A 16,002-nucleotide genomic window follows, 5' to 3' on the forward strand; every position below is an offset into this window, starting at 1 on the left:
CGAGCGGGCGGCGAGCAGTAAGTCACACGCGATGCGCGCTGAACCGGCGCGGCTTCGCAAGCTGTCAACAGTGAGCGCCAGGTCTGCCGTCCTTGCACAGCAGTGCGGCAGGTTGTTCGTTCGGTAGGAATTGAAAGAGTCGTGTCTGAAAATGATCTCAGCTGAAGGCCTGAAGGAAATCGATCGAGCGTTGACGAAGTATCCCGCCGATCAGAAACAGTCCGCCGTGATGTCGGCGTTGGCCGTTGCTCAGGAAGAGCACGGCTGGCTGTCGCCCGAACTGATGCAGTTCGTCGCGGACTATCTCGGCATGCCGGCCGTTGCCGTGCAGGAAGTCGCGACGTTCTACACGATGTACGAGCTCAAACCGGTCGGCAAGCACAAGATCACGCTCTGCACGAACCTGCCGTGCCAGCTTGGCCCGCACGGCGGCGCGGAAGCGACTGCCGACTACCTGAAACAGAAGCTGGGCATCGGCTTCGGCGAGACCACGCCCGACGGCAAGTTCACGCTGAAGGAAGGCGAATGCATGGGCTCTTGCGGTGATGCGCCGGTGCTGCTGGTGAACAATCACAGAATGTGCAGCTTCATGAGCCGCGAGAAGATCGACCAGCTGCTTGAGGAGCTCTCGAAATGACGTCCCTCCACGACCGTCACATCAAACCGCTGATCCTCGCTGGTCTGAACGGCGAGAACTGGCATCTCGAAGACTACGTCGCGCGCGGCGGCTACAAGCAGCTGCGCCGCATTCTCGAAGAAAAGATTCCGCCGGAGCAGGTGATCGCCGACGTGAAGGCGTCGGGCCTGCGTGGCCGTGGCGGTGCGGGCTTCCCGACCGGCCTGAAGTGGAGCTTCATGCCGCGCCAGTTCCCGGGGCAGAAGTACCTCGTCTGCAACTCGGACGAAGGCGAGCCGGGCACGTTCAAGGATCGCGACATCCTGCGCTGGAACCCGCATGCACTGATCGAAGGCATGGCCATCGGCGCGTACGCGATGGGCATCACCGTCGGCTACAACTACATCCACGGGGAAATCTTCGAAGTGTATCGACGCTTCGAGGCCGCGCTCGATGAAGCGCGTGCCGCGGGTTTCCTCGGCGACAACATCATGGGCTCGGAATTCTCGTTCCAGCTGCACGCGCACCACGGTTACGGCGCGTACATCTGCGGCGAGGAAACGGCGCTGCTCGAGTCGCTCGAAGGCAAGAAGGGCCAGCCGCGCTTCAAGCCGCCGTTCCCGGCGAGCTTCGGTGTGTACGGCAAGCCGACCACGATCAACAACACCGAGACGTTCGCGGCGGTGCCGTTCCTGCTGTCCATCGGGCCGCAGAATTACCTCGAGATCGGCAAGCCGAACAATGGCGGCACGAAGATCTTCTCGGTGTCGGGTGACGTCGAGCGTCCGGGCAACTATGAAGTGCCGCTCGGCACGCCGTTCGCGACGCTGATGGAGCTCGCCGGCGGGATGCGCGGCGGTCGCAAGATCAAGGCCGTGATTCCGGGCGGTTCGTCGGCACCGGTGATCCCGGGCGACATCATGATGCAGACCGATCTCGATTACGACTCGATCGCGAAGGCGGGCTCGATGCTCGGCTCCGGCGCGGTGATCGTGATGGACGAGACGCGTTGCATGGTGCGTTCGCTGTTGCGCCTGTCGTACTTCTACTACGAGGAATCGTGCGGCCAGTGCACGCCGTGCCGTGAAGGCACCGGCTGGCTGTATCGCGTCGTGAATCGTATCGAGCACGGCGAAGGCCGCCAGGAAGATCTGGACCTGCTGAACTCGGTTGCCGAGAACATCATGGGCCGCACGATCTGCGCGCTCGGCGATGCGGCGGCGATGCCGGTACGCGGGATGCTGAAGCATTACTGGGACGAATTCGCGTACCACGTCGAGCATAAGCACTGCATGGTCGGCGGCCACGCGCACGCGGCGGCGGCCTGAAGCGAAGCACCGGTTGCGGAATTTGAGCGCACGGTCGGGCGAAGGCGCGAACGGGCGGAAATAGGTTAAGGACCATTCACCATCATGGTTGAACTTGAAATAGACGGCAAGAAGGTCGAGGTGCCCGAAGGCAGCATGGTGATCCAGGCTGCGCACAAGGCGGATACGTACATTCCTCACTTCTGCTATCACAAGAAACTGTCGGTCGCGGCCAACTGCCGGATGTGTCTCGTCGAAGTCGAGAAGATGCCGAAGGCCGTGCCTGCCTGCGCGACGCCCGTGTCGGCAGGCATGATCGTGCGCACGCAGTCCGACAAGGCCGTGAAGGCGCAGCAGTCGGTGATGGAATTCCTCCTCATCAACCATCCGCTCGATTGCCCGATCTGCGATCAGGGCGGCGAATGCCAGCTGCAGGATCTGGCGGTCGGTTACGGCAAGTCGTCGTCGCGCTACTCGGAAGAAAAGCGCGTGGTGTTCCACAAGAACGTGGGCCCGCTGATCTCGATGGAAGAAATGTCGCGCTGCATCCACTGCACGCGCTGCGTCCGCTTCGGCCAGGAAATCGCCGGCGTGATGGAGCTCGGCATGCTGGGTCGCGGCGAGCACTCGGAAATCACGACGTTCGTCGGCAAGACGGTCGACTCCGAACTGTCGGGCAACATGATCGACCTGTGCCCGGTCGGCGCGCTGACCAGCAAGCCGTTCCGCTACAGCGCCCGTACGTGGGAACTGTCGCGCCGCAAGTCGGTGAGCCCGCACGATTCAGTCGGCGCGAACCTCGTCGTGCAGGTGAAGAACAACCGCGTGATGCGCGTGTTGCCGTTCGAGAACGAAGCGATCAACGAATGCTGGATCTCGGACAAGGATCGATTCTCGTACGAAGGCCTGAACAGTGAAGAGCGCCTGACGAAGCCGATGCTGAAGCAGGGCGGCCAGTGGATCGAGACCGACTGGCAGACCGCGCTCGAATATGTCGCGAAGGGCCTGAAGGGCATCGCCGCGGATCACGGCGCGAACGCGCTGGCGATGCTCGCGAGCGCGCACAGCACCGCTGAAGAGCTGTTCCTCGTTAAGCAGCTCGCCAGCGAACTGAAAACGCCGAACGTCGACTTCCGTCTGCGGCAGCAGGATTTCTCGGCGCCGGTCCAGGGCGCACCGTGGCTCGGCATGCCGATCACCGACCTGTCGAGCGTGGATGCCGCGTTCGTCGTCGGTTCGTTCCTGCGCCGCGACCACCCGCTGTTCGCCGCACGCCTGCGCCAGGCCGCGAAGAACGGCGCGAAGCTGCACTTCCTGCACGCGACCGCCGACGACTCGCTGATCCCGACGGCGCAGCGCATCGTCGCCGCGCCGTCGGCATGGCTCGACGAGCTGGCCGGCATCGCCGCGGCCGTCGCGCAACTGCGCGGCGTCGCGCTGCCCGACACGCTCGCGGGCGTCACGGCATCGCCGGCTGCGCAAGCGGTCGCCCAGTCGCTCGCGAACGGCGAACGCCGCGCGGTGCTGCTCGGCAACGTCGCGGTCCGCCATCCGGAATTCGCGAAGCTGCACGCGGTCGCCCAGTGGATCGCCGACAACACCGGCGCGACGTTCGGTTTCCTCACGGAAGCGGCGAACACGGTCGGTGCGCACGTCGTCGGCGCGCTGCCGGGCGAAGGCGGCCTGAATGCACGCGAAGCGTTCGCACAGCCGCGCAAGGGTTACGTGCTGCTGAACGTCGAACCGGAATTCGACACCGCCGATCCGGCGCAGGCGCTTGCCGCGCTGAACCAGGCTGAAATGGTCGTCGTGATGTCGCCGTTCAAGCACGGCCTCGATTACGCCGACGTGCTGCTGCCGATCGCGCCGTTCACGGAAACGTCCGGCACGTTCGTCAACGCGGAAGGCACCGTGCAGAGCTTCAACGGTGTCGTGCGCCCGCTCGGCGACACGCGTCCGGCATGGAAGGTGCTGCGCGTGCTCGGCAGCCTGCTCGGCCTGCCGAACTTCGAATACGAGACGGCGGAAGAAGTGCGTCTCGCGGCGCTCGGCGACGCAGGCGTCGCGGGCCGCCTGTCGAACCAGACGTCGGTCGCTCCGGCGCGCGTCGCGGCGAATGCCGCGAATGGCGGCTTCGAGCGCCTGGCCGATGTGCCGATCTATCACGCCGACGCGCTGGTGCGCCGCGCAGGTGCGCTGCACCTGACGGCTGCCGCGAAGGCAGCGAATGCCGCAGCCCTGCCGGCCGCGCTGTTCGACAAGCTGGGCTTGAAGGAAGGCGACGCTGTGCGCGTGCGCCAGGGCGAGCGTGCGGTGCAGTTGCCGGCCGTGCGCGACGCGAATCTTGCGGAGACGGTCGTTCGCGTGTCGGCGGCGACGCCTGCCGGCGCAGCGCTCGGCAGCCTGTCCGGTGAACTGGTGGTGGAGAAGGCGTAAATGAGCTTGTTCGATACGATCAACGCGGGCGGAGCCCAGCTTCTCGGCGTCGCGTGGCCGACGGTGTGGGCCGTCGTGCGCATCCTCGTCGTCGCCGTCGTGATCCTGCTGTGCGTCGCGTACCTGATTCTGTGGGAACGCAAGCTGATCGGCTGGATGCACGTGCGTCTCGGCCCGAACCGCGTCGGCCCCGGCGGCCTGCTGCAGCCGATCGCCGACGTGCTGAAGCTGCTGCTGAAGGAAGTGATTCAGCCGAGCGCCGCCAGCCGTTGGCTGTACCTGATCGCACCGGTCATGACCGTCGTGCCGGCGTTCGCCGTGTGGGCGGTGATCCCGTTCCAGGCCGAAGCCGTGCTCGCCAACGTGAACGCAGGCCTGCTGTATGCGATGGCGATCTCGTCGATCGGCGTGTACGCAGTGATTCTCGCCGGCTGGGCGTCGAACTCGAAGTACGCGTTTCTCGGCGCGATGCGCGCTGCGGCGCAGATGGTGTCGTACGAAATCTCGATGGGCTTCGCGCTGGTGCTCGTGCTGATGACGGCCGGCAGCCTGAACCTGTCGGAAATCGTCGGCTCGCAACAGCACGGCTTCTTCGCCGGCCACGGCGTGAACTTCCTGTCGTGGAACTGGCTGCCGCTGCTGCCGGCCTTCGTGGTCTACTTCGTGTCCGGCATCGCCGAAACGAACCGTCACCCGTTCGACGTGGTGGAAGGGGAGTCGGAGATCGTCGCAGGTCACATGATCGATTACTCGGGCATGGCGTTCGCGCTGTTCTTCCTCGCCGAGTACATCAACATGATCGTGATCTCGGCGCTGGCCGCGACGCTGTTCCTCGGCGGCTGGGACGCACCGTTCGAATTCCTGTCGTTCATTCCGGGCATCTTCTGGCTGGTGCTGAAGGTATTCGCGCTGCTGTCGGTGTTCATCTGGGTGCGCGCGACGTTCCCGCGCTACCGTTACGACCAGATCATGCGTCTGGGCTGGAAGGTGTTCCTGCCCGTCACGGTGATCTGGGTGGTCGTGGTCGGCTTCTGGATGATGTCGCCGCTCAACATCTGGGTGAAGTAAAGATCGGACGAAATCATGACGGCAATCCAACACTTCTTTAAGACCTTCTTCCTGACGGAGCTGCTGAAGGGGCTCGCGCTGACCGGTCGTTACACGTTCAAGCGCAAGTTCACCGTGCAGTTCCCGGAAGAAAAGACCCCGATTTCGCCGCGTTTCCGCGGGCTGCATGCGCTGCGCCGCTATGAAAACGGTGAAGAGCGCTGCATCGCGTGCAAACTCTGCGAGGCAGTGTGCCCCGCGATGGCGATCACGATCGAATCGGAAACGCGCGCGGACAACACGCGCCGCACGACGCGCTACGACATCGACCTGACGAAGTGCATTTTCTGTGGTTTCTGCGAGGAAAGCTGCCCGGTCGATTCGATCGTCGAGACGCAGATTCTCGAGTACCACGGCGAAAAGCGCGGCGACCTGTATTTCACGAAGGAAATGCTGCTCGCGGTGGGCGATCGCTACGAGAAGGACATCGCTGCGGCGAAGGCCGCCGACGCGCCGTATCGTTGATTGTGTTTGCAGTGCCGGCCCGGCAGGAACGGGCCGAGCCGCCGCGACGGGTGCGGCACGCGAGAGCGTCCCGCAAGCCGCGCCTGACTATGGCCTAACGATGAACCGGTAATCATGGAATTCACGACCGTACTGTTCTACATCTTCGCGCTGCTCCTGGTGGTATCAGGGCTGAAGGTGATCACTTCGCGCAACCCGGTGGCGTCTGCGCTTTTCCTTGTGCTGGCGTTCTTCAACGCCGCCGCGATCTGGATGCTGCTGGAAGCGGAGTTCCTCGCGATCCTGCTGGTGCTGGTGTACGTGGGCGCCGTGATGGTGCTGTTCCTGTTCGTCGTGATGATGCTGGACATCAACATCGATTACCTGCGCCGCGACTTCAAGCGCTTCGTACCGATGGCGACCGTCGTCGGCGCGATCATCGTGGTCGAGACCGCGCTGATCCTGTGGCGCGGCTACGGCGACACCCACACGGTGCACGCGATGGCGACGGGCGCGATGGCCGACTGGTCGAACACGCGCCTGATCGGCAAGGTGATTTACACCGACTACATCTTCGCGTTTGAAATCGCAGGCCTGGTGCTGCTGGTCGCGATCATCGCCGCGATCGGGCTGACCGAGCGCAAGGGCAAGGACAGCAAGCGGCAGCGCGTGTCGGATCAGGTCAAGGTGCGCCGCGACGACCGCGTGCGCCTCGTGAAGATGGAAGCGGAAAAGCCGCAGCCGGAAACGGCGCAGAGCGAAGCCGGTACGAGCACCAACGGCTAAGCGGAGGAAAAGAAAACCATGCTGACTCTTGCTCATTACCTTGTGCTCGGCGCGATCCTCTTTGCGATCGCGATCGTCGGGATCTTCCTGAACCGCCGCAACATCATCATCATCCTGATGGCGATCGAACTGATGCTGCTGGCGGTGAACACCAACTTCGTCGCTTTTTCGCACTACCTCGGCGATGTGCACGGCCAGATATTCGTGTTCTTCGTGCTGACCGTCGCCGCAGCGGAAGCCGCGATCGGTCTCGCGATTCTGGTGACCCTGTTCCGTAAGCTCGACACGATCAATGTCGAGGATCTCGATCAGCTCAAAGGTTAATTTCAGGCAACGCTGTTATGTCAACGACACTCAATGAAAACCTGCTGCTGGCGATTCCGCTCGCTCCGCTGGCCGGCTCGCTGATTGCGGGGCTGTTCGGGAACGCAGTCGGGCGCAAGGGCGCACACCGGATCACGATCCTCGGCGTATTGATCGCGTTCCTCCTGTCGGCGAAAGTCTTCCTCGACGTGATGGGCGGCGCGAGCTTCAATGCGACCGTCTACGAATGGATGAACGTCGGTTCGCTGAAACTCGAAGTCGGCTTCCTCGTCGATTCGCTGACCGCGATGATGATGGTCGTCGTGACCTTCGTCTCGCTGATGGTGCACGTGTACACGATCGGCTACATGTCGGAAGAAGACGGCTACCAGCGCTTCTTCTCGTACATCTCGCTGTTCACGTTCTCGATGCTGATGCTCGTGATGAGCAACAACTTCCTGCAGCTGTTCTTCGGCTGGGAAGCGGTGGGTCTGGTGTCGTACCTGCTGATCGGCTTCTACTTCACGCGTGAGAGCGCGATCTACGCGAACATGAAGGCGTTCCTCGTGAACCGCGTGGGCGACTTCGGCTTCCTGCTGGGCATCGGCCTGCTGCTGGCGTTCGCGGGTTCGATGAACTACGGCGAAGTGTTCGCGAAGCGTGCCGAGCTCGCAAGCCTGCACTTCCCGGGCACCGACTGGGGCCTGCTGACCGTCGCCTGCATCTGCCTGTTCATCGGCGCGATGGGTAAATCGGCGCAGTTCCCGCTGCACGTCTGGCTGCCCGACTCGATGGAAGGCCCGACCCCGATCTCCGCGCTGATTCACGCGGCGACGATGGTGACGGCCGGCATCTTCATGGTGTCGCGCATGTCGCCGCTGTTCGAACTGTCGGATACAGCGCTGTCGTTCATCACGGTGATCGGTGCGATCACGGCGCTCTTCATGGGCTTCCTCGGTATCGTCCAGAACGACATCAAGCGCGTGGTTGCGTATTCGACGCTGTCGCAGCTCGGCTACATGACCGTCGCGCTCGGCGTGTCCGCGTACCCGGTCGCCGTGTTCCACCTGATGACGCACGCGTTCTTCAAGGCGCTGCTGTTCCTTGGCGCCGGTTCGGTGATCATGGGCATGCACCACGACCAGGACATGCGCAACATGGGCGGCCTGCGCAAGTACATGCCGATCACGTGGATCACGTCGCTCGTCGGTTCGCTGGCGCTGATCGGTACGCCGTTCTTCTCGGGCTTCTACTCGAAAGACTCGATCATCGACGCGGTGAAGCTGTCGCACCTGCCGGGTTCGGGCTTCGCATACTTCGCGGTTGTCGCGAGCGTGTTCGTCACGGCGCTCTACTCGTTCCGCATGTACTTCCTGGTGTTCCACGGCGAAGAGCGCTTCCGCAAGCCGAAGCATCCGGAATCGCCGATGGGCATGGCGGCCGCGCACGGCCACGACGATCACGGCCATGGCCACGGTCATGACGACCACGCGCACGAGCCGCACGAGACCCCGTGGGTCGTGTGGGTGCCGCTGGTCCTGCTGGCCATTCCGTCGGTGATCATCGGTGCGATCGCGATCGGCCCGATGCTGTTCGGCGACTTCTTCCAGCACGGCGTCGCGTTCGACAAGGTGATCTTCATCGGTGAAAACCATCCGGCCCTGGCCGAGATGGCCGAAGAGTTCCACGGCTGGGTGGGCATGGGCCTGCACTCGGTGTCGGGCCTGCCGGTATGGCTGGCGCTCGCCGGTGTCGTCGTTGCGTGGTTCCTGTACCTGAAGCGTCCGGAGCTGCCGGCGTCGATCCGCCGCGCGTTCGGTCCGATCTACACGCTGCTGGACAACAAGTACTACATGGACAAGATCAACGAAGTGGTGTTCGCCCGTGGTTCGGTGGCGATCGGCCGCGGCCTGTGGAAGGAAGGCGACGTCGTCGTGATCGACGGTCTCGTCAACGGCAGCGCGCGGTTCATCGGCTGGTTCGCCGGCGTGATCCGCTTCCTCCAATCCGGTTACATCTATCACTACGCGTTCGCCATGATCATCGGCATGCTGGGGCTCCTGACCCTGTTTGTAACGCTCGGCGGCAAATAAGGCGGGGGGACAACACTAATGCACGCTTTTCCGATTCTCAGTACCGCGATCTGGTTGCCGATCGTTTTCGGCCTCCTCGTGCTCGCGGTGGGTAACGACAAAAATCCGGGGATGGCCCGCTGGGTCGCGCTGATCGGTTCGCTGCTCGGTCTCGCGGTCACGATTCCGCTGATCACGGGCTTCGACTCGAGCACGGCTGCGCTGCAGTTCGTCGAACAGTCGACCTGGATCGAGCGCTTCAACATCGCGTATCACCTCGGCGTCGACGGCATCTCGATGTGGTTCGTCGTGCTGACCGCGCTGATCACGGTGATCGTCGTGATCGCCGCGTGGGAAGTGATCACCGAGAACGTCGCGCAGTACCTCGCTGCGTTCCTGATCCTGTCCGGGATCATGATCGGCGTGTTCTCGGCGGCCGACGGCCTGCTGTTCTACGTGTTCTTCGAGGCGACCCTGATCCCGATGTACATCATCATCGGTGTGTGGGGAGGCCCGAACCGAGTGTACGCGGCGTTCAAGTTCTTCCTGTACACGCTGGCCGGCTCGCTGCTGATGCTGGTCGCACTGATCTACCTGTACACGCAGACGCATTCGTTCGACCTCGCGACGTGGCAGAACGCCAAGATCGCGATGACACCGCAGATCCTGTTGTTCATTGCATTCTTCCTCGCGTTCGCGGTGAAGGTGCCGATGTGGCCGGTGCACACCTGGCTGCCGGACGCGCACGTGGAAGCGCCGACGGGCGGCTCGGTCGTGCTGGCGGCAATCATGCTGAAGCTCGGCGCGTACGGTTTCCTGCGTTTCTCGCTGCCGATCACGCCTGACGCGAGCCACTTCCTGGCACCGGTCGTGATCACGTTGTCGCTGATCGCGGTGATCTATATCGGCCTCGTCGCGATGGTGCAGGCCGACATGAAGAAGCTGGTCGCGTATTCGTCGATCGCGCACATGGGCTTCGTCACGCTCGGCTTCTTCATCTTCAACCAGCTCGGCGTCGAAGGCGCGATCGTCCAGATGATCTCGCACGGCTTCGTGTCGGGCGCGATGTTCCTGTGCATCGGCGTGCTGTACGACCGCGTGCACTCGCGCCAGATCGCCGATTACGGCGGCGTCGTGAACGTGATGCCGAAGTTCGCGGCATTTGCGATGCTGTTCTCGATGGCCAACTGCGGCCTGCCGGGTACCTCGGGTTTCGTCGGCGAGTTCATGGTGATTCTCGCGGCTGTCCAGTACAACTTCTGGATCGCATTCGGCGCGGCATTTACGCTGATCCTCGGCGCCGCCTACACGCTGTGGATGTACAAGCGCGTGTACTTCGGCGCGGTCGCGAACGATCACGTTGCAAAGCTGAAGGACATCGGCCGTCGCGAATTCGTGATGCTGGCCGTGCTCGCCGCGTTCACGCTGCTGATGGGTCTGTATCCGAAGCCTTTCACCGACGTGATGCACGTTTCCGTGGAAAACCTCCTCTCCCACGTCGCGCAGTCCAAGCTGCCGCTGGCCCAGTAATCGCGAGCGGAGGAAATCAAGATCATGAATGCTCCTATGAATGTCCTGTTGCCTGACGCGCTGGTGATGGTCGCCGTCGTCGTCGCATGGCTGAACGACACCTTTACCGGTGCTGCTGGCCGCCGCCTGACCTATCTGATCGCGGTGGTTTCGTCGGTCGTTGCCGGCGTGTGGTTCGCGGTGCAGGCGCTGGACCCGCAGCAGTATTACTTCTTCTCGCGGATGGTCGTCGTCGACTCGTTCGCGAGCATGATGAAGGCCGTCGTGTCGCTCGGCTTCGCGGTCTCGCTCGTCTATTCGCGCAAGTACCTCGAAGACCGCGACATGTTCCGCGGCGACGTGTTCCTGCTGGGCATGTTCTCGCTGCTCGGTCAACTGGTGATGGTGTCGGGCAACAACTTCCTGACGCTGTACCTCGGCCTCGAACTGATGTCGCTGTCGCTGTACGCCGTCATCGCGCTGCGCCGCGATGTCGCTCAGTCGAGCGAAGCCGCGATGAAGTACTACGTGCTGGGCGCGCTCGCGTCGGGCTTCGTGCTGTACGGCATTTCGATGCTCTACGGCGCGACCGGCTCGCTTGAGCTGGGCGAGGTGTACAAGGCGGTCGGCGGCAACACCGACGCGGCCGTGCTGATGTTCGGCGTGGTCTTCATCGTCGCCGGTATCGCGTTCAAGCTCGGCGCCGTGCCGTTCCACATGTGGGTGCCGGATGTCTACCAGGGCGCACCGACCGCGATGACGCTGTTCGTCGGCGGCGGCCCGAAGGTTGCCGCGTTCGCGTGGGGCCTGCGCTTCCTGGTGATGGGCCTGCTGCCGCTCGCTCAGAACTGGCAGACCGCGCTCGTGATCCTCGCCGCGCTGTCGCTGATCGTGGGTAACATCACCGGTATCGTCCAGCGCAACATCAAGCGGATGCTCGCGTACTCGGCGATCTCGAACATGGGCTTCGTGCTGCTCGGCCTGCTCGCCGGCATCGTGAAGGGGGACGCAGCCGCACCGGCGAACGCGTACAGCTCGGCGATGTTCTACGCGATCGTCTACCTGATCACGACGCTCGGCTCGTTCGGCGTGGTGATGCTGCTCGCACGCCGCGATTTCGAAGCGGAAACGATCGACGACTTCAAGGGCCTGAACAAGCGCAGCCCGGTGTTCGCGTTCGTGATGATGGTCATGATGTTCTCGCTGGCCGGTATCCCGCCGACCGTTGGCTTCTACGCGAAGCTCGCGGTGCTCGAGGCGACCGTCAACGCGGGTCTCACGTGGCTGGCCGTGCTGGCCGTGATCACGTCGCTGTTCGGCGCGTTCTACTACCTGCGCATCGTCAAGCTGATGTACTTCGATGCACCGCAGGACGCGACTCCGGTCACCGGCGATTTCTGCAAGCGCACGATCCTCGTGCTGAACGGCATTGCAGTCGTGGTGCTCGGCCTGATCCCGAGCCCGCTGCTGACGGCCTGCCTGCAGGCGATCCGTCACACGCTGCCGCTGTAATGTCGGCAGCCGGCTGGTTCATCGTGCTGTTGGCGCTCGTATGCGCCAACGTACCGTTCCTGAACCAACGCCTTTTCGCCGTCGTGCCGATCGGTGCGACGAAGAAGAACGCGTGGGTTCGGATCGGCGAACTGATCGTGCTGTATTTCGTCGTCGGTGCGCTCGGCTTCTGGCTCGAGTCGCGCGCCGGCAACCGCTTCGAACAGGGCTGGCAGTTCTACGCGATCACGTTCAGTCTCTTCGTTGTATTCGCGTTTCCCGGCTTCACGTTCCAGTATCTCGTCAAACGACGCTGACGGCTTCGGCCGTCGCGTGCTCATTCCTCCGGAGCCCGCCGATGGCCGAACTACCCAATCACGACGCCGCACTGACCGAAACCTGCCTCGAGAGCGAGGCGATTTTCGACGGCTCGTTCCTCAAGCTGAAGCGCGATACCGTTCGTTTGCCCGACGGCAAGCAGGCCACGCGCGAATACGTCCAGCACCCCGGCGCGGTGATGGTGATCCCGCTGTTCGACGACGGCCGCGTGCTGATGGAAAGCCAGTATCGCTATCCGATCGGCAAGGTCATGGCCGAATTCCCTGCCGGCAAACTTGATCCGAACGAGGGCGCGCTCGCCTGCGCGGTGCGCGAACTGCGCGAGGAAACCGGCTACACGGCGCGCGAATACGTGTTCCTGGCCCGGATTCACCCGATCATTTCCTATTCGACCGAATTCATCGACCTGTATCTCGCGCGCGGCCTGACGGCCGGCGAGCGTAAGCTCGACGAAGGCGAATTCCTCGAAACCTTCACGGCGACGCTGCCCGACCTGCAGGAGTGGGTGCGCACAGGCCAGATCACTGACGTGAAGACGATCATCGGCGCAATGTGGCTCGACAAGGTGCTGTCCGGCACCTGGCCGCTCGGCCCGGTCGAGAAGCCCTGACGGCGCGTCAGCGGCGAGTGGGGCGCCGCGTTACAATTCTGTGATGCGGCCGCTGTCCGGCCGCGCGATCCTCGTTTAGCACGATCGTTCACAAAAGCGCGTTTTGCGCTACACTCGCCACACGCCCTGATTCAGCATGAAGGTCCTCGATTTACAGTGCCCGCACGGTCATCGGTTCGAAGGCTGGTTCGCTTCCGCCGATGAGTTCGAAGCGCAGTTGTCCCGCAAGCTGGTCGAATGTCCGGTGTGCGGGACGACCGAGATCAACCGGATGCCGTCGGCGCCGCGCCTGAACCTGTCGGGTGCGACGCAGGCGCAGCCGACCGATCCGCGTGCGTTGCAGGCGCAGGTGATGCGCGCACTGCGCGAGGTGCTGGAGAAGACCGAGAACGTGGGCGAGCGCTTCGCCGAGGAAGCGCGGCGCATTCATTACAACGAGGCGCCGGCGCGCAGCATTCGTGGCGTCACGACGCCGGAGGATGCGCAATCCTTGGTCGAAGAAGGCATCGACGTGATGCCGCTACCGATTCCTGCCGCGCTGAAAGAACCGCTGCAATGACGTACGCAGTGTGTCCTTGCCGGGCCGGACGGCCGCGGCCAGGAGACACTGCGCATGGATCTGGATTACTCCCCCGCCGACGACGCGTTCCGCGTCGACGTCCGCGTCTGGCTCGAGGCCAACCTGCCTCATGCACTGCGCGCCAAGGTACTCGATCACAAACGACTAGACCGCGAGGATTTCGCGAGCTGGCACCGGATTCTCGGCCAGCGCGGCTGGTCCGCGCCCGCGTGGCCGGCCGAATATGGCGGTCCGGAATGGAACGCGACGCAGCGCCACATCTGGGATGAGGAGTGCGCACGCATCGGCGCGCCGACGGTGCTGCCGTTCGGCGTATCGATGGTCGCGCCGGTGCTGATGAAATACGGCAGCGAAGCGCAGAAGCGCCACTATCTGCCTCGCATTCTCGACGGTACCGACTGGTGGTGCCAGGGTTATTCGGAGCCGGGCTCCGGGTCGGATCTCGCATCGCTGCGCACGCGTGCCGAACGTCATGGCGACCACTACGTCGTCAACGGCCAGAAGACCTGGACGACGCTGGGTCAGTACGCGGACATGATGTTCTGTCTCGTGCGCACCGATCCGGCGGCGAAGAAACAGGAGGGCATCTCGTTCCTGCTGATCGACATGAAGACGCCTGGCATCACGGTGCGCCCGATCATCACGCTCGACGAGGATCACGAAGTCAACGAGGTGTTCTTCGAGGACGTGAAGGTGCCCGTCGAGAATCTCGTCGGCGATGAAAACCGCGGCTGGACTTACGCGAAATACCTGTTGGGCCACGAGCGCACCGGCATCGCACGCGTCGGCGCGTCGAAGCGCGAGCTCGCATTCCTGAAACGCGTGGCGTCGAACCAGCGCAAGAACGGCAAGCCGTTGCTCGCCGATCCCGTGTTTGCCGCGAAGGTTGCCGCGCTCGAAGTTGAGCTGATGGCGCTGGAGGTGACGGTGCTGCGTGTCGTGAGCCGCGAGACGAGCGGCAAGGGGCCGGGCCCCGAGGCATCAATGTTGAAGATCAAGGGCACCGAGGTGCAGCAGGCGCTTACCGAGCTGATGTTCGAGGCGATCGGGCCGCTCGCCGCGCCGTTCGACGTCCCGTTCCTCGAGGGCGAACGCGAACACAGCAGCGCGGGCGACGATGATGCCGCGCCGCTCGCGGCCTACTACTTCAATTACCGGAAGACGTCGATCTACGGCGGTTCGAACGAGATTCAGAAGAACATCATCGCGCAGATGATCCTGGGGCTGTGATCAGGGAACGGAGACAACCATGGATTTCAGCTTTACCGATGAGCAGCAACAGTTTGCCGACGCGCTGCGTCGTTATCTCGGCGAGCAATACGGTTTCGACGCACGCCAGGCCATCGTGCGAAGCGATGCCGGCGTGTCGGACGCGCAATGGAGCGCATTCGCGGAGCTGGGCCTGACCGCGCTGCCCGTGCCGGATGCACAGGGCGGTTTCGGCGGCGGCCCGGTCGACATGCTGGTCGCGATGCAGGAGCTCGGCCGTGCACTCGTGGTCGAGCCGTACTGGGCGACGGCGGTCGGCATCGAGGCGCTGCGTGTCGCCGGGTCCGGCACGGGTGACGATGCTGCGCTGCTGGAAGCGGTCGCACAAGGGCAGAAGCGCGTGGCCGTTGCGTTCCACGAACCGCGGGCGCGCTACGACCTGTACGCGCTCGATACACACGCGCGTGAGCAGGGCGGCACGTACCGACTGACCGGAACCAAGTCGGTCGTTCAGCACGGCGCCCAGGCGCATGCGTGGATCGTACCCGCTCGGGTAGACGGCGGCGGCATCGGCCTGTTCGTCGTCGAGCGCGATGCCGCGGGGGCGAAACTCGTCGACTACCGGACGATCGACGGCCAGCGCGCTGCGACGATCGAGCTGCGTGACACGCCTGCGCGGCAGCTGACGGGCGGCGCACGCGATGCGGCCGCACTCGAGCAGATTGCCGATTACGCGACCTTCCTGCTTTGCGCGGAAGCGGTCGGTGCACTCGACGAGCTGAACCGCGTGACGGTCGAATACACGAAGACGCGCGAACAGTTCGGCGTGCCGATTGCACGTTTCCAGGCACTGCAGCACCGGATGGTCGACATGCTGATTCATGCGGAGCAGGCGCGCTCGCTGACTTACCTGGCTGCGGTGCGTTACGCGGGCGGCGATGCCGATGCCCGTCGCAAGGCGGTGTCGGCCGCGAAGGCCCGGGTCGGCGCGGCCGCACGCTTCGTCGGGCAGCAGGCGGTGCAACTGCACGGCGGCATGGGCGTGACCAATGAGGTAGCCGCCGCACACCTGTTCAAGCGGCTGTCGATCATCGAGACGACACTCGGCGACACCGATCATCATCTTGCGCGCATTGCGGCCCTGCCGGATTTCGCGCAATCCGACGCGGCGTGACGGCGGCGCGTGCGCGCGC

The 16,002-nt window shown here is 63.7% G+C and carries 15 protein-coding genes; all 15 read left to right on the forward strand.

Annotation, left to right across the window (positions count from 1 at the left end; all coding sequences use genetic code 11):
- Positions 1 to 151 precede the first annotated feature (151 nt).
- Positions 152 to 637, forward strand: a complete 486-nt coding sequence (gene nuoE, locus DIE11_RS21415; RefSeq protein ID WP_006478266.1) for an NADH-quinone oxidoreductase subunit NuoE — start codon at positions 152 to 154, stop codon at positions 635 to 637.
- Entirely contained in the window at positions 634 to 1,944 is a 1,311-nt protein-coding gene (nuoF, locus tag DIE11_RS21420) for an NADH-quinone oxidoreductase subunit NuoF (protein WP_006756904.1), read from the forward strand. Before nuoE ends, nuoF begins: the two co-directional genes overlap by 4 nt.
- A gap of 84 nt (positions 1,945 to 2,028) precedes the next feature.
- Entirely contained in the window at positions 2,029 to 4,359 is a 2,331-nt protein-coding gene (gene nuoG / locus DIE11_RS21425) for an NADH-quinone oxidoreductase subunit NuoG (RefSeq protein WP_124626879.1), read from the forward strand.
- Positions 4,360 to 5,427, forward strand: a complete 1,068-nt coding sequence (gene nuoH / locus DIE11_RS21430; protein WP_059533202.1) for an NADH-quinone oxidoreductase subunit NuoH — start codon at positions 4,360 to 4,362, stop codon at positions 5,425 to 5,427.
- Positions 5,428 to 5,442: 15 nt separating this feature from the next.
- Complete coding sequence (gene nuoI, locus DIE11_RS21435) at positions 5,443 to 5,931, forward strand: NADH-quinone oxidoreductase subunit NuoI (RefSeq protein WP_009691265.1); 489 nt, start codon at positions 5,443 to 5,445, stop codon at positions 5,929 to 5,931.
- A gap of 114 nt (positions 5,932 to 6,045) precedes the next feature.
- Positions 6,046 to 6,696, forward strand: coding sequence for an NADH-quinone oxidoreductase subunit J (locus DIE11_RS21440; protein WP_059600433.1), 651 nt, complete (start codon positions 6,046 to 6,048; stop codon positions 6,694 to 6,696).
- An 18-nt stretch (positions 6,697 to 6,714) separates the two neighbouring features.
- Positions 6,715 to 7,020 carry an NADH-quinone oxidoreductase subunit NuoK gene (gene nuoK / locus DIE11_RS21445; protein ID WP_004185739.1) on the forward strand — a complete coding sequence of 102 codons (306 nt, stop codon included), beginning with the start codon at positions 6,715 to 6,717 and terminating at the stop codon, positions 7,018 to 7,020.
- A 17-nt stretch (positions 7,021 to 7,037) separates the two neighbouring features.
- Positions 7,038 to 9,092, forward strand: coding sequence for an NADH-quinone oxidoreductase subunit L (gene nuoL, locus DIE11_RS21450; protein WP_059533198.1), 2,055 nt, complete (start codon positions 7,038 to 7,040; stop codon positions 9,090 to 9,092).
- 18 nt (positions 9,093 to 9,110) lie between these two features.
- Entirely contained in the window at positions 9,111 to 10,601 is a 1,491-nt protein-coding gene (locus DIE11_RS21455) for an NADH-quinone oxidoreductase subunit M (protein WP_124626880.1), read from the forward strand.
- 36 nt (positions 10,602 to 10,637) lie between these two features.
- Complete coding sequence (nuoN, locus tag DIE11_RS21460) at positions 10,638 to 12,092, forward strand: NADH-quinone oxidoreductase subunit NuoN (protein WP_174911940.1); 1,455 nt, start codon at positions 10,638 to 10,640, stop codon at positions 12,090 to 12,092.
- Positions 12,092 to 12,388, forward strand: a complete 297-nt coding sequence (locus DIE11_RS21465; protein WP_059533192.1) for a DUF2818 family protein — start codon at positions 12,092 to 12,094, stop codon at positions 12,386 to 12,388. The genes nuoN and DIE11_RS21465 overlap by 1 nt, the downstream gene beginning before the upstream one ends.
- Before the next feature lie 41 nt (positions 12,389 to 12,429).
- Positions 12,430 to 13,020, forward strand: coding sequence for an NUDIX domain-containing protein (locus tag DIE11_RS21470; RefSeq protein ID WP_059468101.1), 591 nt, complete (start codon positions 12,430 to 12,432; stop codon positions 13,018 to 13,020).
- Positions 13,021 to 13,156: 136 nt separating this feature from the next.
- Positions 13,157 to 13,579: a DUF1178 family protein gene (locus DIE11_RS21475; protein ID WP_059600436.1), complete on the forward strand. Its 423-nt coding sequence runs from the start codon at positions 13,157 to 13,159 to the stop codon at positions 13,577 to 13,579.
- A gap of 54 nt (positions 13,580 to 13,633) precedes the next feature.
- A complete protein-coding gene (locus tag DIE11_RS21480; protein WP_124626884.1) occupies positions 13,634 to 14,830 on the forward strand; it encodes an acyl-CoA dehydrogenase family protein in 1,197 nt (398 codons plus the stop codon).
- Between the two features lie 19 nt (positions 14,831 to 14,849).
- Positions 14,850 to 15,983, forward strand: coding sequence for an acyl-CoA dehydrogenase family protein (locus DIE11_RS21485; RefSeq protein ID WP_124626886.1), 1,134 nt, complete (start codon positions 14,850 to 14,852; stop codon positions 15,981 to 15,983).
- Positions 15,984 to 16,002 lie beyond the last annotated feature (19 nt).

The organism is Burkholderia sp. Bp9012, assembly GCF_003853825.1.
GTDB lineage: Bacteria > Pseudomonadota > Gammaproteobacteria > Burkholderiales > Burkholderiaceae > Burkholderia > Burkholderia diffusa.

What these genes read in the sequence shown, in the direction of transcription:
- nuoE (WP_006478266.1), top strand. Translation starts at nt 152, where the DNA reads ATGATCTCAGCTGAAGGCCTGAAGGAAATCGATCGAGCGTTGACGAAG.
- nuoF (WP_006756904.1), top strand. Translation starts at nt 634, where the DNA reads ATGACGTCCCTCCACGACCGTCACATCAAACCGCTGATCCTCGCTGGT.
- nuoG (WP_124626879.1), top strand. Translation starts at nt 2,029, where the DNA reads ATGGTTGAACTTGAAATAGACGGCAAGAAGGTCGAGGTGCCCGAAGGC.
- nuoH (WP_059533202.1), top strand. Translation starts at nt 4,360, where the DNA reads ATGAGCTTGTTCGATACGATCAACGCGGGCGGAGCCCAGCTTCTCGGC.
- nuoI (WP_009691265.1), top strand. Translation starts at nt 5,443, where the DNA reads ATGACGGCAATCCAACACTTCTTTAAGACCTTCTTCCTGACGGAGCTG.
- DIE11_RS21440 (WP_059600433.1), top strand. Translation starts at nt 6,046, where the DNA reads ATGGAATTCACGACCGTACTGTTCTACATCTTCGCGCTGCTCCTGGTG.
- nuoK (WP_004185739.1), top strand. Translation starts at nt 6,715, where the DNA reads ATGCTGACTCTTGCTCATTACCTTGTGCTCGGCGCGATCCTCTTTGCG.
- nuoL (WP_059533198.1), top strand. Translation starts at nt 7,038, where the DNA reads ATGTCAACGACACTCAATGAAAACCTGCTGCTGGCGATTCCGCTCGCT.
- DIE11_RS21455 (WP_124626880.1), top strand. Translation starts at nt 9,111, where the DNA reads ATGCACGCTTTTCCGATTCTCAGTACCGCGATCTGGTTGCCGATCGTT.
- nuoN (WP_174911940.1), top strand. Translation starts at nt 10,638, where the DNA reads ATGAATGTCCTGTTGCCTGACGCGCTGGTGATGGTCGCCGTCGTCGTC.
- DIE11_RS21465 (WP_059533192.1), top strand. Translation starts at nt 12,092, where the DNA reads ATGTCGGCAGCCGGCTGGTTCATCGTGCTGTTGGCGCTCGTATGCGCC.
- DIE11_RS21470 (WP_059468101.1), top strand. Translation starts at nt 12,430, where the DNA reads ATGGCCGAACTACCCAATCACGACGCCGCACTGACCGAAACCTGCCTC.
- DIE11_RS21475 (WP_059600436.1), top strand. Translation starts at nt 13,157, where the DNA reads ATGAAGGTCCTCGATTTACAGTGCCCGCACGGTCATCGGTTCGAAGGC.
- DIE11_RS21480 (WP_124626884.1), top strand. Translation starts at nt 13,634, where the DNA reads ATGGATCTGGATTACTCCCCCGCCGACGACGCGTTCCGCGTCGACGTC.
- DIE11_RS21485 (WP_124626886.1), top strand. Translation starts at nt 14,850, where the DNA reads ATGGATTTCAGCTTTACCGATGAGCAGCAACAGTTTGCCGACGCGCTG.